Below are 19,139 nucleotides of genomic sequence, written 5' to 3'. Positions count from 1 at the left end.
CCCGTTCCCACCACGCGCGCTGGAGAAAAGTGATGTCTGCGCTCGCTCAAGCCGCCAAGTCGCTGCTTCTGAAAGAGTTCGTCGGGGCCGTGATCCTGTCCATGCGCCAGTTCTTCGCGCCCAAGGCGACGCTGAACTACCCGCACGAGAAGGGACCGGTCAGCCCGCGCTTCCGCGGCGAACATGCGCTGCGCCGTTATCCGAACGGCGAAGAACGCTGCATCGCCTGCAAGCTGTGCGAGGCGATCTGCCCGGCGCAGGCCATCACCATCGAGGCGGGGCCGCGCCGCAATGACGGCACGCGCCGCACGGTCCGCTACGACATCGACATGGTGAAGTGCATCTATTGCGGCTTCTGCCAGGAGGCCTGCCCGGTCGACGCCATCGTCGAGGGGCCGAATTTCGAGTTCGCGACGGAAACCCGCGAGGAACTCTACTACGACAAGGAAAAGCTGCTGGCCAACGGCGATCGCTGGGAGCGCGAACTGGCGCGCAACATCGCCCTGGACGCACCGTATCGGTGAGCTTGACAGAGAGTGGACGGGGGCAGGGCGCTCGTCTAAGAGACACGCGAATTTGACGGCCGGCACGGCGCCGGGCGGAAATCCGAAGCCGGACATGTCTGCCGGCCCGGGCTAGGGACCGAGGGAACCATGCTGACAGGACTTGAGGCGATTTTCTTCTATCTGTTCGCCTTCCTAACCGTGGCGGCGGCCTTCATGGTCGTGTCCGCGCGCAATCCAGTGCACTCGGTGCTTTACCTGATCGTGGCCTTCTTCAATTCCGCCGGCCTGTTCCTGCTGACAGGCGCCGAGTTTCTGGCGTTCATCATGCTGGTGGTCTATGTCGGCGCGGTCGCCGTGCTGTTCCTGTTCGTCGTCATGATGCTCGATGTCGACTTCGCCGAGCTGAAGCGCGGCGCCCTGCAATATGCGCCGGTCGGCGCGCTGGTCGGCATCATTCTGGCGGCCGAACTGGTGATCGTGCTCGGCGGCTATGCCTTCGCGCCGGAGCTTGCCGGCGATATCGCCAAGCCCGCGCCGCCGCCTTCGGTGCGGCACAATACCGCCGCGCTCGGCGACATCCTCTACACGGATTACATCCACTACTTCCAGATCGCCGGCATGGTGCTGCTGGTCGCCATGATCGGCGCCATCGTTCTGACTCTGCGCCACAAGGAAGGCGTCAAGCGCCAGAACATCTCGGTCCAGGTGGCGCGTACGCCCGAGACGGCGATCGAGATCAAGAAAGTCGAAACGGGCGAGGGAATCTGACCATGCTGGAAATCGGCATCGCACACTATCTGACCGTTTCGGCGATCCTTTTCACGCTCGGCGTGTTCGGCATCTTCCTGAACCGCAAGAACGTCATCATCATCCTGATGTCCGTCGAGCTGATCCTGCTCGCGGTGAACCTGAACTTCGTCGCCTTCTCGTCGGTGCTCGGCGATCTGGTGGGCCAGGTCTTCGCCCTGTTCGTTCTCACCGTCGCGGCGGCGGAAGCCGCGATCGGCCTCGCCATTCTCGTCGTCTTCTTCCGCAATCGCGGCACCATCGCCGTCGAAGACATCAACATGATGAAGGGCTGAGAGCCGCGCCATGTATCACGCGATCGTTTTCCTTCCGCTCGTCGGATTTCTGATTGCCGGGCTCTTCGGCCGCTCCATCGGCGCCAAGGGATCCGAGCTGATCACCTCCGGCCTGCTGGTGATTTCGGCCCTCCTGTCCTGGGTTGCCTTCTTCCAGGTGGCGCTGGGTAGCGGCGAGGCCTTCTCCGTGCCGGTGCTGCGCTTCATCACCTCCGGCAGCCTTGACGTCTACTGGGCGCTGCGGATCGACACGCTGACGGCGGTCATGCTGGTCGTGGTCAACACGGTCTCGGCGCTGGTGCACATTTATTCCATCGGCTACATGCACCACGACCCGCACCGGCCGCGCTTCTTCGCCTATCTGTCGCTGTTCACCTTCGCCATGCTCATGCTGGTGACCTCCGACAACCTGATCCAGATGTTCTTCGGCTGGGAGGGCGTCGGTCTCGCCTCCTACCTGCTGATCGGCTTCTGGTTCAAGAAGCCCTCGGCCAACGCCGCAGCGATCAAGGCCTTCGTCGTCAACCGCATCGGCGATTTCGGCTTCCTGCTCGGCATCTTCGGCTTGTTCATGCTGTTCGGCTCGGTCAATTTCGACACGATCTTCGCCAATGCGGCGACCTATCTGCCGGCGGAAGGCGCAGAATCCAGCGAGACGGTCCTGACCTTCCTCGGCTATGCGCTCGACAAGTCGACGGCCATCACCGTGGTCGCGCTGCTCCTTTTCATGGGTGCCATGGGCAAGTCGGCGCAGGTGCCGCTGCACACCTGGCTGCCGGATGCCATGGAAGGCCCGACGCCCGTCTCGGCGCTGATCCACGCGGCGACGATGGTCACCGCCGGCGTCTTCATGGTGGCGCGCCTGTCGCCGATCTTCGAATTGTCGCACACGGCGCTCACCGTGGTGACCTTCGTCGGCGCCTTCACGGCCTTCTTCGCTGCCACCGTCGGTCTCGTGCAGAACGATATCAAGCGCGTCATCGCCTATTCCACCTGCTCGCAGCTCGGCTACATGTTCGTGGCGCTCGGCACCGGCTTCTACGGCGCGGCGATCTTCCACCTCTTCACGCACGCCTTCTTCAAGGCGCTGCTGTTCCTCGGCTCCGGCTCGGTCATCCATGCCGTTTCCGACGAACAGGACATGCGCAAGATGGGCGGCCTGCGCACGCTGATACCGAAGACCTACTGGATGATGATCATCGGCACGATCGCACTGACCGGCGTCGGCATTCCGATGACCGTCATCGGCACCGCCGGTTTCTTCTCCAAGGACGCGATCATCGAAGGCGCCTTCGCCGGCGAGAACGCCATGGCGGGGATCGCCTTCGTGCTCCTCACGCTGGCCGCCGTCTTCACCAGCTTCTATTCCTGGCGCCTGATCTTCATGACCTTCCACGGCAAGGCCCGGGCGTCCGCCGACGTCATGCATCACGTGCATGAATCGCCGATGGTCATGCTGCTTCCGCTCTTCATCCTGGCCGCCGGCGCGCTGTTCGCGGGCGTCATCTTCAAGGGCGCGTTCATCGGGGAGGGCTACGAGGCCTTCTGGAAGGGAGCGCTGTTCACGCTGCCGGACAATCACATGCTCGAGGAATTCCACCATGTGCCCGTCTGGGTGAAGCTGGCGCCGTTCGTCGCCATGCTGATCGGTCTCTACGTCGCATGGGTGTTCTACATCCGCTCGCCCGAGCGGCCGAAGGCGCTCGCCCGCCAGTTCAGCGGCCTCTACGCCTTCCTGCTCAACAAGTGGTATTTCGACGAGGCCAACGACTTCCTGTTCGTCCGCCCCGCCAAGCGTCTCGGCCACTTCCTCTGGAAGAAGGGCGACGGCTGGCTCATCGACGGTTTCGGCCCCGACGGCGTGTCGGCCTGGGTGGTCGACGTCACCAACCGGATCGTCCGGCTTCAGAGCGGCTATCTCTATCACTATGCCTTCGCCATGCTCATCGGCGTTGCGGCTCTCGTTACCTGGATGATGCTCGGAGGCGCATTCTAAAATGACCGACTGGCCCATTCTCTCCACGGTTACGTTCCTGCCGCTGGTCGGTGCGTTCCTGATCCTGCTGATCCGCGAGGACGGACCGGGCGCGCGCCGCAACATCCGCAACGTCGCGCTGCTGACGACGGTGTTCACCTTCGTCCTGTCGCTGTTCATCTGGCTGGGCTTCGATGCTTCGGTTCCCGGCTTCCAGATGGTCGAGAAGCGGGAATGGCTGGATTCGGGGATTTCGTATCACATGGGCGTGGACGGCATCTCGATGCTGTTCGTCATCCTGACCACGTTCCTGATGCCGTTCTGCATCCTGGCCAGCTGGGAGGCGATCGACAAGCGCGTCAAGGAATACATGATCGCCTTCCTGATCCTGGAAACCTTGATGATCGGCGTGTTCTGCGCGCTGGACGTCGTTCTGTTCTACGTCTTCTTCGAGGCGGGCCTGATCCCGATGTTCATCATCATCGGCGTGTGGGGCGGCAAGCGGCGCGTCTATGCGAGCTTCAAGTTCTTCCTCTACACGCTGCTGGGCTCGGTCCTGATGCTGCTCGCCATGATGGCGATGTTCTGGCAGGCCGGCACGACGGACATCCCGACGCTGCTGACGCACGTCTTCCCGACAGGCATGCAATACTGGCTGTGGGTGGCCTTCTTCGCCTCCTTCGCCGTCAAGATGCCCATGTGGCCGGTCCACACCTGGCTTCCCGACGCGCATGTGGAAGCGCCGACGGCCGGTTCGGTGATCCTGGCCGGCATCCTCCTGAAGATGGGCGGCTACGGCTTCCTGCGCTTCTCGCTGCCCATGTTCCCGGTCGCCTCCATCGACCTGGCGCCGCTGGTCTTCACCCTGTCGGTGGTCGCCATCATCTACACCTCGCTGGTGGCGCTGATGCAGGAGGACATCAAGAAGCTGATCGCCTATTCCTCGGTCGCCCATATGGGCTTCGTCACGATGGGCATCTTCGCGCTCAACGAGCAGGGCGTGCAGGGCGCCATCTTCCAGATGATTTCGCACGGCCTCGTCTCCGGCGCGCTGTTCCTCTGCGTCGGCGTCATCTATGACCGCATGCATACCCGCGAGATCGCAGCCTATGGCGGCCTGGTCAACAACATGCCGAAATACGCCACGGTGTTCCTGATCTTCACCATGGCCAATGTCGGCCTGCCGGGCACGAGCGGCTTCGTCGGCGAGTTCCTGACGCTGCTGGCCGTCTTCGAGGTCAACACCTGGGTGGCGCTGTTCGCGGCCACCGGCGTGATCCTGTCGGCCGCCTATGCGCTGTGGCTCTACCGCCGCGTGGTCTTCGGCTCGCTGACCAAGGAAAGCCTGAAGAGCCTGCTCGATCTCTCGACGCGCGAGAAGCTGATCCTCTATCCGCTGGTCGTGCTCGTCATCTTCTTCGGTGTCTATCCCGCCCCGCTGCTCGACGCGACGGCGGTTTCCGTCGAAGCGTTAGTCAACAATGTCGCCCTTTCCGCCGATGCGGCGCGTCAGGCGGCGACGGCAGCCGCCCAGTAAACGGACGAAAATGAAATGACGCCTGATCTGACGATAAGCCTGATCCTTGCCACGCCGGAGCTGCTCTTGGCGGTGGGCGCCATGGCGCTCCTGATGGTCGGCGTCTTCTCCGGGGCGCGTGCCAACACCACTGTGACCGGCCTGGCCGTCGCGCTCATGGTGGCGGTGGTCGCGCTGATGGTGATCTTCCCGTCGGACGGCCGTGCCTTCGGCGGCGCCTTCGTCAGCGATGCATTCTCGCGTTTCATGAAGATCCTGACCGTGATCGGTTCCGTGGTCACGCTGATCATGTCGGTCGGCTTCGCCAAGGCGGAGAAGTTCGACAAGTTCGAATATCCGGTGCTGATCATGCTGGCGACGCTCGGCATGATGCTGATGGTGTCCGCCAACGACATGATCGCGCTCTATCTCGGTCTCGAACTGCAGTCGCTGGCGCTCTACGTCGTGGCGGCGATCAATCGCGACAGCGCACGTTCAACGGAAGCGGGCCTGAAGTATTTCGTCCTCGGCGCGCTCTCCTCGGGCATGATGCTCTACGGCATCTCGCTGGTCTACGGCTACACCGGCAACACCGGCTTCGACGTGATCGCCGCGTCCCTGACCGGCGCCGAACGCCAGCTCGGCCTCGTCTTCGGCCTCGTCTTCGTGCTCGCCGGCCTCGCCTTCAAGATCTCTGCGGTGCCGTTCCACATGTGGACACCGGACGTCTACGAGGGCGCGCCGACCCCGGTCACCGCCTTCTTCGCCGCGGCGCCCAAGATGGCGGCCATGGCGCTGCTGGTGCGCATCACCATGGGCGCTTTCGAGCCCATCGCGCTCGACTGGCAGCAGATCATCGTCTTCATCTCCATCGCCTCGATGGCGCTCGGTGCCTTCGCCGCGATCGGCCAGCGCAACATCAAGCGCCTGATGGCCTATTCGTCGATTGGCCATATGGGCTACGCGCTCGTCGGCCTGGCTGCCAATTCGGAAGCAGGCGTGCGTGGCGTGGCGATCTACATGCTGATCTACCTGGCGATGACGCTGGGCACCTTCGCCGTCATCCTCGCCATGCGCCGCCACGAAGGCAATGTCGAGCAGATCGACGATCTGGCGGGCCTGTCCTCGACCAACCCGATGATGGCGACCATCATGACGATCCTGATGTTCTCGCTGGCCGGCATCCCGCCGCTCGCGGGCTTCTTCGGAAAATGGTACGTCTTCATGGCCGCCATCAACGCGGAACTCTATGCGCTTGCCGTGATCGGCGTGCTCGCCTCCGTCGTGGGCGCCTACTACTATCTGCGCGTCATCAAGATCATGTGGTTCGACGAATCCGCGGGCGGCTTCCAGCCGATGGCCGGCGAACTGCGCCTGGTGATGCTGATCTCCGCCGCCTTCGTCCTGTTCTATGCCCTGATCGGCGGTCCCGTCGGCCGGTTCGCCGAGGCCGCCGCCAAGACGTTCTTCTGATCGGATGGGATTCCGCCTGGCGCCTTCCGCCATCCAGGCCGGCTACCGCCTGGAAGCGCATGACAGCGTCGGGTCGACCAACGCCATGGCGCTCGACCGCGCCCGCGACGGCGATCCCGGCGCTCTCTGGATCACGGCCCTTCAGCAGTCAAGCGGCCGGGGCCGGCGCGGCCGCCAGTGGGCGACGCCGCACGGCAATCTGGCGGCCACGCTCCTGACGGTCGGCGATCTGGCTCCGGGCACCGCCGCCACGCTGGGCTTCGTCGCCGGTCTTGCCCTGTCGGATGCGCTCACCGCCATCGTCCCCGAGGCGCGGGTGGCCATTGCCGCCGACGGCGCCGACACCAGGCGTGGCCGTTTCGAACTCAAATGGCCGAACGACGTTCTGGCGGGCGGCGCCAAGCTTGCCGGCATCCTGCTCGAATCCGGCCTGTTGGCCGATGGACGCTTCGCCATCGCGCTCGGCATCGGCGTGAACGTCGTCGCGCATCCCGAGGATGTGCCTTATCCGGCGATCTCGCTGCGCGGACTGGGGTTTCAGGGAGACGCGAAAGACCTGTTCCTTGCGCTTTCCGATGCCTGGGTCGATAACAGTCGCCTCTGGAACGCCGGGCGCGGTCTCCAGCAGGTCCGGGAGCGCTGGCTGGAGCGCGCCGCCGGGCTGGGCGCACAAGTATCCATTCGTCTGGATGGCCGCGTGGCGCGCGGTACCTTCGAGACCATCGACGAGGATTGCCGGTTCGTCATCCGCGAGGCGGATGGCTCATTGCTCAAGGTCGCTGCCGGCGATGTTCATTTCGGCGCCGTTGCCTCGGCGCAATCAGATTGAGAAAAGGGGAACCAATGGCGCGTTCCAGCAAGAAGGACATCAACGAACAAGCCGGCGAGGCGGAACTCGTCTTCTGCCCCTTGGGCGGCGTCGGCGAGATCGGCATGAATTTCGGTCTCTACGGCTTCGGCCCGAAGCACAAGCGCGAATGGATCATCGTCGATTGCGGCGTCACCTTTCCGGGCCCCGACCTTCCCGGCGTCGATCTGGTCCTGCCGGACATCCGCTTCATCGAGGGCGAAGTCGGCAATTTGCGCGGCATGATCATCACCCATGCCCATGAAGACCACTATGGCGCAGTGCTGGATCTCTGGCCGCGCCTCAAGGTCGATGTCTGGATGACACCCTTCGCCGCCGGCCTGCTGGAGGCCAAGCGCCAGTCGGAATCGAACGCGCCGAAAGTCCCGGTGAAGGTCTTCCGCGCCGGCGAGACCTTCGAGGTCGGCCCGTTCAGCATCGAGGCCGTCGCTGTTGCGCACTCTATCCCCGAACCGGTGTCGCTCGCCATCACGACCGCGGCCGGCACGGTGATCCACACGGGCGACTGGAAGATCGACCAGGCGCCGGCGATCGGCCCCAAGACCGACGAGGCGCGTTTCCGCGCCATCGGCGATGCCGGTGTTCTGGCGCTGGTCTGCGATTCCACCAACGCGATGCGCGAGGGCGAATCGCCCACCGAGCAGGCTGTCGGCGAAGGCCTGAAGGAGGTCATCGCCGCCGCCCGGGGACGGGTGGCCGTCACCACCTTCTCGTCCAATGTCGGGCGCATCCGCTCCATTGCCGAGGCCACCCGCGATGCCGGGCGGCAGCTTCTGGTGCTCGGGCGCTCGCTGAAGCGGGTGATCGACGTCGCCGGCGAGCTCGGCTATCTCGACGGCCTGCCGGGCTTCCTGGCGGAAGAGGATTTCCAGAGCGTGCCGCGCGACAAGGTGGTGATCCTGTGCACGGGCAGCCAGGGCGAGGGGCGGGCCGCACTCGCCAAGCTCGCCCGCGACGAGATGCGCAACGTGGCGCTCTCGCCCGGCGATACCGTGGTCTATTCCTCGCGCGTCATTCCCGGCAATGAGAAGGCGATCCTCGAGACGCAGAACCTGCTGATCGAGCAGGGGATCAGGATCATCGAGGACGATGACGCGCTGGTGCATGTGTCGGGCCATCCCCGGCGCAGCGAACTTAAGCGCATGTATGCCTGGACGCGGCCGCGGATCCTCGTGCCCGTGCATGGCGAGGCGGCCCATCTGGTGGCGCAGGGATCGCTCGGCGCGATGGAAGGCATTCCCGAAGTGGCGCAGGTGCGCAATGGCGACATGCTGCGCCTCGCCCCCGGCCCCGCCGAGATCGTCGGCGAGGTGCCGCATGGGCGCTTCTTCAAGGACGGAAAGCTGCTCGGCTCCGACGAGGAGATGGGCATTCGCGACCGGCGCAAACTGTCCTTCGCCGGCCATGTCGCCGTCAATGTCGTGCTCGACGAGCGCCACGATCTCGACGGCGATCCGGACATCGTCGCCATCGGCGTCGCCGAGGCGGATGCGAGCGGCAAGCTGCTGGAGGAGATCATGCTCGAGGCGGCGGTCAGCGCCGTCCGGGGCATCCCGCGGGCGCGCCGCAAGGACCTCGATCTGGTGCTCGAGGCGGTCCGCCGCGCCGTGCGCAATGCCGCCAACAATGCCTGGGGCAAAAAGCCCATTGTGACGGTCTTCGTCACGCAATAAGCAGGGGAGCTGACCGGTTGCGGTCTCCCTTGCCTGCCGACGGAAGAAGAAGCCGATGCTCGGACGATTGAACCATGTGGCGATTGCGGTGCCCGATCTGGCGAAGGCGGCCGCTCTCTATCGCGACACGCTGGGCGCGCGCGTCTCCGCACCGCAGGCTCTGCCCGAGCATGGCGTGACGGTCGTTTTCGTCGAGCTCGGCAACACCAAGGTCGAGTTTCTGGAGCCGCTGGGCGAGGGGTCTCCCATCGCCGCTTTCCTCGCCCGGAACCCCGATGGCGGCATGCACCACATCTGCTATGAAGTGGATGACATCGTCGCCGCGCGGGACCGGCTGAAGGCCGGCGGGGCGCGGGTGCTCGGTGACGGCGAGCCGAAAACCGGCGCTCATGGAAAGCCGGTGCTGTTCCTTCACCCGAAGGACTTTACCGGCACGCTCGTCGAACTCGAACAGGTCTGAGGTTTCCGATGGGCTGGCTTTCGCTTCTCGCTGTGTTCTTCATCATCTGGTGGACGGTCCTGTTCGCCGCGATCCCCTTCGGACTGCGGACGCAGGACGAGGACGGCGAGGTGACGCTCGGCACCACCGAAAGCGCGCCGCGCGGGCCGCACATGCTGCGCGCGCTGATCCGCACGACAATCATCGCGCTCATCATCTTCGGCATCCTGTATTTCGTGACCCGCGGTCTCGGATGGTCGTTCGACGACATCCCGCGCATCGTCCCGACCTTTGACTAGAGCAATTCCAGGAAAAGTGGGGACCGGTTTTCCGTCCGGAATTGCGGAAAAACAATAAGTTTGAGCGTTTTGCAGTCAGGTGGAATCACCTGACGCCCGCATAAACGCGGTAGAACAATGAGATAGGCCCGTTCAGCGTTTCTGTGAAACGCTGAACGGGCCTAAAGACGCTTCCGATGGCGGCGACCGGTCCGTTGCCGCCCACCTGACCGTCAGTCCCCTGAGGGAAAAAAGCCAAAAAAAAATGCAAGGCCGAGGCCTTGCTAACTCAACGCGTCCGATCCTTAACCGTATCACTGTCGGCGGCTGCGTATAACCGCGCCTGGACCGCATCCTCCCAAGACTTTGACCGCGTGGTGAGGATGAATTTGGCTCCATCCTCTTGTTATGGGAGCGCACTCTAGATCATGTTGAGACGAAATGTCACGAGGAAAAATGCATTTGAAATGCATTGTTACCGTCGGGACTTCGGGTGCGCCTCTTGAAAACGCGGGCCGGCCTTCCATGCCTGCGTCGGGTCGCGGGCGTGGGTTTCCAATCCCTTGCGAAATGGTTAAAGAAACCGGGCTCTAGCAGCACGAAACTGTGATTCCGAACAGGCTCCCCGAGCCGCCTTTATGGATGCGTCTATGCGACTGTCGCGCTACTTCCTGCCGATCCTGAAAGAAACACCGCGCGAGGCCGAGATCGTCTCGCATCGCCTGATGCTGCGCGCCGGCATGATCCGCCAGCAGGGTGCCGGCTCGTTCTCCTGGCTGCCGCTGGGCAAGCGGGTGCTCGAGAAGGTCAACGGCATCGTGCGCGAGGAACAGGACCGCGCCGGCGCGCAGGAGATCCTGATGCCGACCATCCAGTCGGCGGATCTGTGGATGGAGAGCGGCCGCTACGACGATTACGGCAAGGAGATGCTGCGCATCGTCGACCGGCACGAGCGCCAGATGCTGTACGGCCCGACCAATGAGGAGATGGTCACCGACATCTTCCGCTCCTATGTCCGGTCCTACAAGGACCTGCCGCTGAACCTCTATCACATCCAGTGGAAGTTCCGCGACGAGGTGCGCCCGCGCTTCGGCGTCATGCGCTCGCGCGAGTTCCTGATGAAGGACGCCTATTCCTTCGACCTCGATTTCGAGGGAGCGAAGGCTGCCTACAACCGCATGTTCGTTGCCTATCTGCGCACCTTCTCGCGCATGGGGCTGCAGGCCATCCCGATGCGCGCCGACACCGGCCCGATCGGCGGCGATCTCAGCCACGAGTTCATCATCCTCGCCTCGACGGGCGAGAGCGAGGTCTTCTGTCACAAGGACTTCCTGAAGTTCGAGGTGCCCGGCGCCGACGTGGACTTCGCCGATGATGCGGAGATTGCTGGGATCGTCGAGGCCTGGACGACCCCCTACGCGGCGACGGACGAGATGCACGACGAGGCCGCCTGGACCGCCATCGCCGAGGGCGAGAAAGTTTCCGCGCGCGGCATCGAGGTCGGCCATATTTTCCACTTCGGCACCAAGTATTCAAAGCCCATGAACGCCACGGTCACCGGACCGGACGGCAAGGAGCACTTTGTGTCCATGGGATCCTACGGCATCGGCCCGAGCCGCCTCCTGGCGGCGATCATCGAGGCAAGCCATGACGAGAACGGCATCATCTGGCCGGAAAGCGTGGCGCCGTTCGACGCCGTGCTGATCAACATGAAGGCCGGCGACGAAGCGTGTGACCAGGCCTGCGAAACGCTCTATGAGCAGTTGCAGGCGGCCGGAAAGGACGTGCTCTACGATGACACGGATGCCCGTGCCGGCGGCAAGTTCGCCACGGCCGACCTGATCGGCGTTCCCTGGCAGGTCATCGTCGGCCCGCGCGGCGTGGCCGGCGGCGAGGCGGAAATCAAGAACCGGGCCACCGGCGCGCGCGAAACCCTGCCGCTCGAAGCGGTGGTCAACCGTCTGAACGCCGGGCGTCCATGACGCGACCGCGCAGGCTTCAGCCCACGAGGTGTGATGATGAGTGACGCCGCCACCAGCCAGCCGGCTGCCGCCACGGCGCAGGCGACGCCGAAGGGCGCCGGACCTTTTTCGCACTTCGAACGGCTGATCGCCTGGCGCTATCTGCGCTCGCGGCGCAAGGAGACGGTGATCTCCGTCATCGCCTCCATCTCCTTTGTCGGCATCATGCTCGGCGTCGCCACGCTGATCGTGGTGATGGCTGTGATGAACGGCTTTCGCGCCGAACTCCTGACGCGCATTCTGGGCGTCAACGGCCACCTGATCGTCCAGCCGGTGGACATGCCGCTCAGCGACTACGACGCCGTCGCCAAGCGCATCGAGGGCGTGGACGGCGTGCGGCTCGCCCTGCCCATGGTGCAGGGACAGGTGCTCGTTTCCGGCCGCTCGGGCGCCGGCACCGGCGCCTTCGTCCGTGGCGTGCGGGCCGACGATCTTACCCGCCTCGATCTTATCTCGAAGAACATCCGCGACGGTTCGCTGGTTGGCTTCGCAGCCGGTGAAGGGGTCGCGGTTGGCACACGCATGGCGGAGAATCTCGGTCTGGCGATCGGCGATTCGGTCACCCTGGTGGCGCCGGAGGGCGACATCACCCCTTTCGGCACGACCCCGCGGGTGAAGACCTATCCAGTCTCCGCCACCTTCGAGAGCGGCATGTCCGAATATGACAGCTCGATCATCTACCTGCCGCTCGAGGAAGCGCAGCTCTTCTTCAACGCTGAGGGTCTTGTGCAGTCGATCGAACTGTTCGTCGACGATCCGGATGCCGTGGAGGCGATCCGCCCGGCGGTGGAGGAAGCCGCCCAGAGGCCGGTCCTCCTGTCCGACTGGCGGCAGCGCAACAGCACCTTCTTCTCCGCGCTCGAGGTGGAGCGGAACGTGATGTTCATGATCCTGACCATGATCGTCCTCGTGGCGGCCCTGAACATCATCTCCGGCCTCGTGATGCTGGTGAAGGACAAGGGGCACGACATCGCCATCCTGCGCACCATGGGCGCGACCAGCGGCGCCATCATGCGCATCTTCCTGATGACGGGGGCGGCTATTGGCGTGGCCGGCACGATCGCCGGCGTCGTGCTCGGCGTCGTCATCTGCATGAACGTCGAGTCGATCCGCCAGTTCTTCTCCTGGCTCTCCGGCACGACCATCTTCAACCCCGAGATCTACTTCCTGAGCCGCCTGCCGGCCAAGATGGAGGCCGGCGAGACGATCTATGTGATCGTGATGGCGCTGGCGCTGTCTTTCCTGGCGACCCTGTTTCCGGCATGGCGCGCCTCGCGCCTCGATCCGGTCGATGCGCTGAGGTACGACTGATGGCCGCCGCCGTTCTCGAACTGAAGAAGATCGAGCGCAGCTATCGTCAGGGCGCCGACCGCCTGACCATCCTGCAGGATGCCGATTTCGCGCTGGTGCCGGGCGAGATGGTGGCGCTGGTCGCGCCGTCGGGCGCCGGCAAGTCGACGCTGCTGCATCTGGCCGGTCTGCTGGAGGCGCCGGACGCCGGCGAGGTCGTCATCGGGGGCAGGGCCTGCGGCCGCCTCAACGATGATCAGCGCACGGCGATCCGCCGCAACGAGATCGGCTTCGTCTACCAGTTCCATCATCTCCTGCCGGAGTTCACCGCCGAGGAGAATGTGATGATCCCGCAGATGGTGACTGGAATGGCCCCCGGCGAGGCGAAGGGCCGCGCCCTGCAACTGCTGGACTATCTGCGCGTCGGCCATCGCGCCGGACATCGACCGGCCGAGCTTTCGGGCGGCGAACAGCAGCGCGTCGCCATCGCCCGCGCCGTCGCCAATGCGCCGCGCGTCCTGCTCGCCGACGAGCCGACCGGAAACCTCGACCCGGTCACCGCCGGCTATGTCTTCGATGCACTGGAGGCGCTGGTGCGCCAGTCGGGTCTGGCCGCGCTCATCGCCACCCATAATCACGATCTCGCCAGGCGCATGGACCGGGTGGTGACGCTCGAGGGGGGGAAGGTCGTTCCGTTCAGGCACTGAGCGCCAGAAGCGCGGCCGCGCGGTCGGCCGGAAACCCCGGCGTCTATGCCGATGCGGAAGATGAAGCCGGGCGGCATTTCCCCGAAACGATGAACCCGTCTGGAGCGTCCGTGCGCCGGCGCGGACCGGTTAACTTTACGTCAACCCTGTTGTTCCGATGCGACCGCCCGGCCTCCGCATGCGCTTGACGATGGAACAAAAATAGAACATAAACGGCTCATAAAGAGATCAGGAGAGAGTTATGACCGAACTTGTTCAGGATGTCGCCTCGCTTGTTGCCGTCAGTTCCTTCATCGTCGTCGCCGCCGCGTTGATCGGCGCGTTCTGAGAGTGGCCGTGAAAGAGGCGGGATGATCCCGCCTCGAGAGCCGCTTTGTGCACTGCGCGTCCCGTCTTCTGTAGGCGTACCGCTCAGTCGCCGATGGCGACGCCTTCGCGGCGCGGGTCCGCCCCGCCTTCCAGCCCGTCCGGCAGGATGGATATCCCATGCAGGCCCGAGTTCAGTTCGCCGACCGACGTCTTGAAGCCCAGCGCGTCGAGATCGTCGGTCAGGTCTTCCGCCGCCGTTCCGGACTCGATCGTATAGGTCCCGAATCGGTTGGTCAGATGCGGCAGGTCTATCGCCTGCTGCATGTTCATCTGCCAGTCCGCGAGGGCTATGATCGTGTTCGCCACATAGGGGATGATGTTGCTTCCGCCTGGCGAACCCAGTGCATGGAGCGGCTTGCCGTCCTTCATGATGATGGTCGGCGACATCGAGGAGCGCGGGCGCTTGCCCGGCTCCACCCGGTTGGCCACCGCCTCGCCGTCGCTTTCAGGCGCGAAGGAGAAATCGGTGAGCTGGTTGTTGAGGATGAACCCACCCGCCATCTGCCGTGAGCCGAAGGCGCTTTCCACGGATGTGGTCATGGAGGCGATGTTGCCGTCCTTGTCGACGATGACGAAATGCGAGGTGGAGGGCTGCGTCAGGCTGGTGCCGTCGATGCGCAGCTCCGCCTTGTCCCAGGGCGGCGTGCCGGCCTTGACCGCGTCGTCCTCCAGGGCGGTCGGTCGCCGGATCAGCGCGGCGCGCTCCTTCAGATAGTCGGCGTCGAGCAGGCCGCTCGGCATTTTGACGAAGTCGCTGTCGGCCATGTAGAGGCCGCGGTCGGCGAAGGCGAGGCGCGTCGCGTCGCCGATGATGCGCCAGCTCTCCGGATCGTCCGGACCGAGGCCCGCCAGGTCGAATTCGGCGACCATGCCGAGGATCTGGCCGACGGTCAGCGCGCCGGAGGAGGGCGGTCCCATGCCGCACACGTCGAGGCCGCGATAGGGCGCGCAGACGGCCTCCCGCTCCTTGACCTCATAGGCGGCGAGATCGTCCAGCGTGAGCAGGCCGGGATTCGTCTCGTGCGCCTTGACCGCCGCGACGATCTTTTCCGCCACGGCCCCCTTGTAGAAACCGTCGGCCCCTTCCGCGGCAATTACCTTCAGGGTTTCCGCGTAGTCGGGATTCCGGAGAAGGCTGCCGGCAGCGAGCGGTTCGCCCGCGGCGTCGTAGAAATAGGCGCGGGCCGCGGCCTGCGTGGCGAGCTTGTCCTTGTCTCCGGCCAGAAGCGCGTTGAGGCGTGGCGACACCGCGAAGCCGGCCTCGGCCAGAGCAATCGCCGGCTGGAGCGTCTCCGCCCAGGCGAGCCTGCCGGCCTTTTGATGCACGGCTTCCATCAGGCGCACCACCCCGGGCGCGCCGACCGAACGGCCGCCGACCACCGCATCGAAGAAGGCGAGGGGTTCTCCCTTCCCGTCGAGGAAGAGGGCCGGGGTGGCCGCGGCGGGTGCCGTCTCGCGGCCGTCGAACGTGGTGACCGCGCCGCTTGCCGCGTCGTACCAGACGAGAAAGGCGCCGCCGCCGATGCCGGACGATTGCGGCTCCACCAGGCCGAGCACGGTCTGCACCGCGACGAGCGCGTCGGCGGCGCTGCCGCCTTTGCGCAGGATTTCAAGACCGGCCTCGGCGGCCAGCGGATTGGCGGCGGCCACCATCTGCTCCTTGGCGCGGACGGCCGCCTTGCTGGTGATGCCGCTGGCCATTTCGGGGGCGTGGGCGTCCGTCGCCTGCTGTGCGAAACCGGTGCTTCCGGCAAGAAGCAGGGCCGATAAGGCGGCGGCGGATGTCATTGCGTGGGGAAAGCGCATGCCTGGCACTCCTCTGCTGGGCGGGAGCGCATCGGAAGATGCTCCCTCGTGTGCATTGGGTCGGTGCCGTCAGCGGCGTTCGGTGGGACCGAACGTTTTCTCGAAGGCCGCCTTCAGCGCCAGATCGAAGTCCTCCATCGTCACCGGCAGGCCGAGATCGACCAGGCTTGTGACGCCATAGCCGCTTATACCGCAGGGCACGATGCCGTTGAAATGTGCCAGTTCCGGTTCGACATTGACCGCGATGCCGTGGAAGCTGACCCAGCGGCGCACGCGAATCCCGATGGCGGCGATCTTGTCCTCCGCCGGCAGGCCGCCGGGTAGGGGGGGCTTGTCGGGGCGGCGGACCCAGACCCCGACCCGGTCCTCGCGCCGCTCGCCCGTGACGTTGAAGCGTCCGAGCGTATCGATGATCCAGTGCTCGAGCGCCGCGACGAAGGCCCGCACATCCTCGCGCCGCGACTTGAGGTCGAGCATCACATAGGCCACCCGCTGGCCCGGTCCGTGATAGGTGTATTCGCCGCCGCGCCCGGCCTTGAAGACCGGAAAGCGAGCGGCGTCGAGCAGGTCTTCCTGCCGGGCGCTGGTGCCGGCGGTGTAAAGGGGCGGATGCTCCACCAGCCAGACCATCTCGCCGGCCAGGCCCTCGCGGATCTGCCCGGCGCGCTCTTCCATGAAGGCGAGTGCCGCAGCATATTCCGTCAGCCCCGGCTCGACGCGCCATTCGACGGGCGGGGCTGTGTCGCGCGGCTGGAAAGCGGTGTCGATCTGGCTGCGTTCGCTCATCAGGGATCTGTCTCTTCACGGGCGTTGCTGTGGCACATATGGCGATAAACGTCGCCCGGGTCCAGTCGCTCGCGGACCATGCCGCAAGCCGCGCCGGGACCAGTTTCAGAACCTCGTGGACGCGCCGTTCGATTTTGCGAAGATTTGCGTCTGTCGCACTTGTCTCTGAATAACCGATTTGCTACACGCCCTCTGGCCGGTGCGAGCCGGCCTTTCGTTGCGTGCGGTCGTGGCGGAATTGGTAGACGCGCAGCGTTGAGGTCGCTGTGGGGCAACCCGTGGAAGTTCGAGTCTTCTCGACCGCACCAATTTTCCCTCATCGGAAATCCTCTAGTGCATTGAAATCAAAAGGCTTTCGCCTTTTGATCGCTTCGCGCTATTGACCAATTCTTCGTTATCGTGCCCTATACTGTGACCTCTAACGGGGCCTTTCGCCGGAAAGGCAAGGGTTTGGAAGGGTGCGGTAGTGGGGCGGCAGCGAAAGTCGAAGGCCGATCAGGATCGATATCTTCAGCTGCGCGACGGCTGGTATTATTACAAGCGCAACGTTCCAACGGCCGTCCTTCTGCTCGACGAGCGCGCGCCGCGCATCCGCGTTTCCCTGAAGACCGACGATCTGGCCATTGCCCGCGCCAAGCGCAACCTTCTGGAGGCGGGCGATGAAGCTCTCTGGGCCTCTCTCGTCGAGGGCGACGAATCGAATCTCGCCAGGGCGCGGCATCAGGCCGTCATGCGGCGCGTCGAGGCGCTCGGCTTTTCCTTCCGGTCGTCCCAGGCACTTGCCGATTCGCCATCCTTCAATGAGATCGCCGAGCGCGTGGAGGTTCTTCTCTCCGACAGGATCGAGAAGGAGACCGCCGTCGGCCTGCTTGGCATGACGCCCGTTCCGGCCACATCGGTCAGCGAGGCGTTCGGCGTTTACTGCGACGAGATCGTCGCCGACGAACTGGTCAACAAGTCGGCCGTCCAGAAGGCGCAGTGGAAGAAGGTCAAGCAGCGGGCGGTCAACAATTTCATCGCGATCGTCGGCGACAAGGCCATGGCGGAGATCACGCGCGACGACGCGCAGCGGATCTACCGCTACTGGCTCGAGCGGATCGCGCCGAAGGAAGGGCGGGCGACGCATTCCGCCTCGTCCGGAAACCGCGATATCGGAAACATGCGCGTGCTCTACGACGCCTATTTCCAGCATATGGGCGACGAGGAGCGAAAGAACCCGTTTGCCGGGCTGAACTTCTCCACGCGCAAGAAGCGCTCCCGCCCGCCATTCCCGTCCGAGTGGATCACGGGCACCATCATGAAGCCGGGCGCGCTCGCCACGCTTAACGACGAGGCGCGCGGCATCGCGCTCGCCCTGATCGAGACAGGGGCGCGGCCGAGCGAGATTGCCAATCTGCAGCCGTCTTCGATCCGGCTGACACACAAGATTCCGCATCTGGCCATCGAGCCGCGTACCGATCCGGACGATCCGCGCGAGATCAAGACGGCGTCTTCTGAACGACTGGTGCCGCTGGTCGGGATCGCGCTGGAAGTGTTCAGGCGCCACAAGGCGGGGTTTCCACGCTATCGCAATCGAGAGAACGAGCTCTCCGCGGCGCTCAACAAGTTCTTTCGCGCGAACAAGCTGTTTCCGACGGCGCAGCACAAGATCTACTCGTTCCGCCACACATTCGAGGACAGGATGAAGGAAGGCGGGCTCGACGAGGAGCTGCGCCGGATCCTGATGGGGCACACGATCGACCGGCCGCGCTACGGTGCGGGCGGATCGCTGGAATGGCGGGCGAAAGAACTCAGGCGGATTGCCCTGCCGTTCGATCCGTCGATCGTGTGAGGCGCGCCCTGGCGGCGTCGACGACAGCCTCTTCTTCGCGCAGGCGCTCGAGCTCCTTCTCGAGCCGCTTCCAGAGCGGGACGCCGAGATGGGCATTCTCGCCGGCCCACGACATCACCTCCGCTAGCTTGTCGAGATAGAGCTCGACACGGGCCGCCGTGACCTTTGGTGGAGTTCTGCGCCGTCGCGCCATTGTCAGTTGACCTCGACCGGCTCGCCGTCGACGAGGCGATAGAAGGTCTCCGGCTTGATGGCGCCTCGGCCCGCTATGCCGGCCCAGACATTGACAATTTCACCGGTGTCCGAGCGCTCGACGAGAAAGAGGGCGCAGCCTTCCTTGCCGCGGACCTTGCCTTCATATCCGGTTGCGGTGGCAGCGCCCCAGTCGCCCGATGCGGTGGCAGCGCCCCGGTGGCCCGATGCGGTGGCAGCGCCCCGGCTGCCCGATGCGGTGGCAGCGCCCTGGCTGCCCGATGCGCTGGCAGCGCCCTGGATGCCCGATGCGGTGGCAGCGCCCCC

Annotated in this window: 17 protein-coding genes, 1 tRNA gene and 1 pseudogene; 15 read left to right on the top strand and 4 right to left on the bottom strand. The window is 64.8% G+C overall.

Going from position 1 to position 19,139, the window contains the following annotated elements; all coding sequences use genetic code 11:
• Nucleotides 1-32 precede the first annotated feature (32 nt).
• From nuoI to NA2_RS03035, 13 genes are all read left to right on the top strand, one after another.
• Nucleotides 33-524 carry an NADH-quinone oxidoreductase subunit NuoI gene (gene nuoI, locus NA2_RS03095; protein ID WP_008594069.1) on the top strand — a complete coding sequence of 164 codons (492 nt, stop codon included), beginning with the start codon at nucleotides 33-35 and terminating at the stop codon, nucleotides 522-524.
• Nucleotides 525-653: 129 nt separating this feature from the next.
• Nucleotides 654-1,274, top strand: coding sequence for an NADH-quinone oxidoreductase subunit J (locus tag NA2_RS03090; RefSeq protein WP_008594067.1), 621 nt, complete (start codon nucleotides 654-656; stop codon nucleotides 1,272-1,274).
• Nucleotides 1,275-1,279: 5 nt separating this feature from the next.
• Entirely contained in the window at nucleotides 1,280-1,588 is a 309-nt protein-coding gene (gene nuoK / locus NA2_RS03085; protein ID WP_025030250.1) for an NADH-quinone oxidoreductase subunit NuoK, read from the top strand.
• A 10-nt stretch (nucleotides 1,589-1,598) separates the two neighbouring features.
• Nucleotides 1,599-3,584 (top strand): NADH-quinone oxidoreductase subunit L, encoded by a 1,986-nt coding sequence (gene nuoL, locus NA2_RS03080; protein ID WP_008594060.1) that lies wholly within the window; start codon nucleotides 1,599-1,601, stop codon nucleotides 3,582-3,584.
• A 1-nt stretch (nucleotide 3,585) separates the two neighbouring features.
• Nucleotides 3,586-5,100, top strand: coding sequence for an NADH-quinone oxidoreductase subunit M (locus NA2_RS03075; RefSeq protein ID WP_008594059.1), 1,515 nt, complete (start codon nucleotides 3,586-3,588; stop codon nucleotides 5,098-5,100).
• A 15-nt stretch (nucleotides 5,101-5,115) separates the two neighbouring features.
• Entirely contained in the window at nucleotides 5,116-6,552 is a 1,437-nt protein-coding gene (gene nuoN, locus NA2_RS03070; protein WP_008594057.1) for an NADH-quinone oxidoreductase subunit NuoN, read from the top strand.
• Nucleotides 6,553-6,556: 4 nt separating this feature from the next.
• Nucleotides 6,557-7,381 (top strand): biotin--[acetyl-CoA-carboxylase] ligase, encoded by an 825-nt coding sequence (locus tag NA2_RS03065; protein WP_008594054.1) that lies wholly within the window; start codon nucleotides 6,557-6,559, stop codon nucleotides 7,379-7,381.
• Nucleotides 7,382-7,395: 14 nt separating this feature from the next.
• Nucleotides 7,396-9,093: a ribonuclease J gene (locus NA2_RS03060; protein ID WP_008594053.1), complete on the top strand. Its 1,698-nt coding sequence runs from the start codon at nucleotides 7,396-7,398 to the stop codon at nucleotides 9,091-9,093.
• Nucleotides 9,094-9,148: 55 nt separating this feature from the next.
• Nucleotides 9,149-9,553, top strand: coding sequence for a methylmalonyl-CoA epimerase (gene mce / locus NA2_RS03055; RefSeq protein ID WP_008594052.1), 405 nt, complete (start codon nucleotides 9,149-9,151; stop codon nucleotides 9,551-9,553).
• Between the two features lie 8 nt (nucleotides 9,554-9,561).
• Nucleotides 9,562-9,831 (top strand): DUF1467 family protein, encoded by a 270-nt coding sequence (locus tag NA2_RS03050; protein ID WP_008594050.1) that lies wholly within the window; start codon nucleotides 9,562-9,564, stop codon nucleotides 9,829-9,831.
• A 629-nt stretch (nucleotides 9,832-10,460) separates the two neighbouring features.
• Nucleotides 10,461-11,792 carry a proline--tRNA ligase gene (gene proS, locus NA2_RS03045; RefSeq protein WP_008594047.1) on the top strand — a complete coding sequence of 444 codons (1,332 nt, stop codon included), beginning with the start codon at nucleotides 10,461-10,463 and terminating at the stop codon, nucleotides 11,790-11,792.
• Nucleotides 11,793-11,828: 36 nt separating this feature from the next.
• Nucleotides 11,829-13,142, top strand: a complete 1,314-nt coding sequence (locus NA2_RS03040) for a lipoprotein-releasing ABC transporter permease subunit (protein WP_008594045.1) — start codon at nucleotides 11,829-11,831, stop codon at nucleotides 13,140-13,142.
• Nucleotides 13,142-13,828, top strand: a complete 687-nt coding sequence (locus NA2_RS03035) for an ABC transporter ATP-binding protein (RefSeq protein WP_008594043.1) — start codon at nucleotides 13,142-13,144, stop codon at nucleotides 13,826-13,828. The genes NA2_RS03040 and NA2_RS03035 overlap by 1 nt, the downstream gene beginning before the upstream one ends.
• Nucleotides 13,829-14,239: 411 nt before the next feature.
• On the opposite strand, the gene ggt is transcribed toward NA2_RS03035, so the two are convergent.
• Both ggt and lipB read right to left on the bottom strand, forming a co-directional pair.
• A complete protein-coding gene (gene ggt / locus NA2_RS03030; RefSeq protein ID WP_008594040.1) occupies nucleotides 14,240-16,003 on the bottom strand; it encodes a gamma-glutamyltransferase in 1,764 nt (587 codons plus the stop codon).
• Nucleotides 16,004-16,072: 69 nt separating this feature from the next.
• On the bottom strand, nucleotides 16,073-16,789 hold the full coding sequence (lipB, locus tag NA2_RS03025) for a lipoyl(octanoyl) transferase LipB (protein ID WP_008594038.1): 717 nt from the start codon (nucleotides 16,787-16,789) through the stop codon (nucleotides 16,073-16,075).
• Nucleotides 16,790-17,012: 223 nt separating this feature from the next.
• On the opposite strand from lipB, the gene NA2_RS03020 reads away from it, so the two are divergent.
• Both NA2_RS03020 and NA2_RS03015 read left to right on the top strand, forming a co-directional pair.
• Nucleotides 17,013-17,097 (top strand) — tRNA-Leu (locus NA2_RS03020).
• A gap of 158 nt (nucleotides 17,098-17,255) precedes the next feature.
• Complete coding sequence (locus tag NA2_RS03015) at nucleotides 17,256-18,620, top strand: DUF6538 domain-containing protein (RefSeq protein WP_008594036.1); 1,365 nt, start codon at nucleotides 17,256-17,258, stop codon at nucleotides 18,618-18,620.
• On the opposite strand, the gene NA2_RS21870 is transcribed toward NA2_RS03015, so the two are convergent.
• Both NA2_RS21870 and NA2_RS03010 read right to left on the bottom strand, forming a co-directional pair.
• Nucleotides 18,580-18,813, bottom strand: coding sequence for a hypothetical protein (locus tag NA2_RS21870; RefSeq protein ID WP_157188121.1), 234 nt, complete (start codon nucleotides 18,811-18,813; stop codon nucleotides 18,580-18,582). The two genes, NA2_RS03015 and NA2_RS21870, sit on opposite strands and share 41 nt — an antisense overlap.
• 2 nt (nucleotides 18,814-18,815) lie before the next feature.
• Nucleotides 18,816-19,139 (bottom strand): annotated as a pseudogene (locus NA2_RS03010) (DUF7666 domain-containing protein); the annotation flags it as partial.

It is taken from the genome of Nitratireductor pacificus pht-3B (assembly GCF_000300335.1).
GTDB classification, from domain to species: Bacteria; Pseudomonadota; Alphaproteobacteria; order Rhizobiales; family Rhizobiaceae; genus Nitratireductor; species Nitratireductor pacificus.
Note: the sequence above shows the minus strand (reverse complement) of the source record. Positions and strands in the feature narration are given on the sequence as shown.

Excerpts from the sequence above, each read along its gene's own strand:
- nuoI (WP_008594069.1), top strand. The coding sequence starts at position 33 with ATGTCTGCGCTCGCTCAAGCCGCCAAGTCGCTGCTTCTGAAAGAGTTC.
- NA2_RS03090 (WP_008594067.1), top strand. The coding sequence starts at position 654 with ATGCTGACAGGACTTGAGGCGATTTTCTTCTATCTGTTCGCCTTCCTA.
- nuoL (WP_008594060.1), top strand. The coding sequence starts at position 1,599 with ATGTATCACGCGATCGTTTTCCTTCCGCTCGTCGGATTTCTGATTGCC.
- NA2_RS03075 (WP_008594059.1), top strand. The coding sequence starts at position 3,586 with ATGACCGACTGGCCCATTCTCTCCACGGTTACGTTCCTGCCGCTGGTC.
- nuoN (WP_008594057.1), top strand. The coding sequence starts at position 5,116 with ATGACGCCTGATCTGACGATAAGCCTGATCCTTGCCACGCCGGAGCTG.
- NA2_RS03065 (WP_008594054.1), top strand. The coding sequence starts at position 6,557 with ATGGGATTCCGCCTGGCGCCTTCCGCCATCCAGGCCGGCTACCGCCTG.
- NA2_RS03060 (WP_008594053.1), top strand. The coding sequence starts at position 7,396 with ATGGCGCGTTCCAGCAAGAAGGACATCAACGAACAAGCCGGCGAGGCG.
- mce (WP_008594052.1), top strand. The coding sequence starts at position 9,149 with ATGCTCGGACGATTGAACCATGTGGCGATTGCGGTGCCCGATCTGGCG.
- NA2_RS03050 (WP_008594050.1), top strand. The coding sequence starts at position 9,562 with ATGGGCTGGCTTTCGCTTCTCGCTGTGTTCTTCATCATCTGGTGGACG.
- proS (WP_008594047.1), top strand. The coding sequence starts at position 10,461 with ATGCGACTGTCGCGCTACTTCCTGCCGATCCTGAAAGAAACACCGCGC.
- NA2_RS03040 (WP_008594045.1), top strand. The coding sequence starts at position 11,829 with ATGAGTGACGCCGCCACCAGCCAGCCGGCTGCCGCCACGGCGCAGGCG.
- NA2_RS03035 (WP_008594043.1), top strand. The coding sequence starts at position 13,142 with ATGGCCGCCGCCGTTCTCGAACTGAAGAAGATCGAGCGCAGCTATCGT.
- ggt (WP_008594040.1), bottom strand. The coding sequence starts at position 16,003 with ATGCGCTTTCCCCACGCAATGACATCCGCCGCCGCCTTATCGGCCCTG.
- lipB (WP_008594038.1), bottom strand. The coding sequence starts at position 16,789 with ATGAGCGAACGCAGCCAGATCGACACCGCTTTCCAGCCGCGCGACACA.
- NA2_RS21870 (WP_157188121.1), bottom strand. The coding sequence starts at position 18,813 with ATGGCGCGACGGCGCAGAACTCCACCAAAGGTCACGGCGGCCCGTGTC.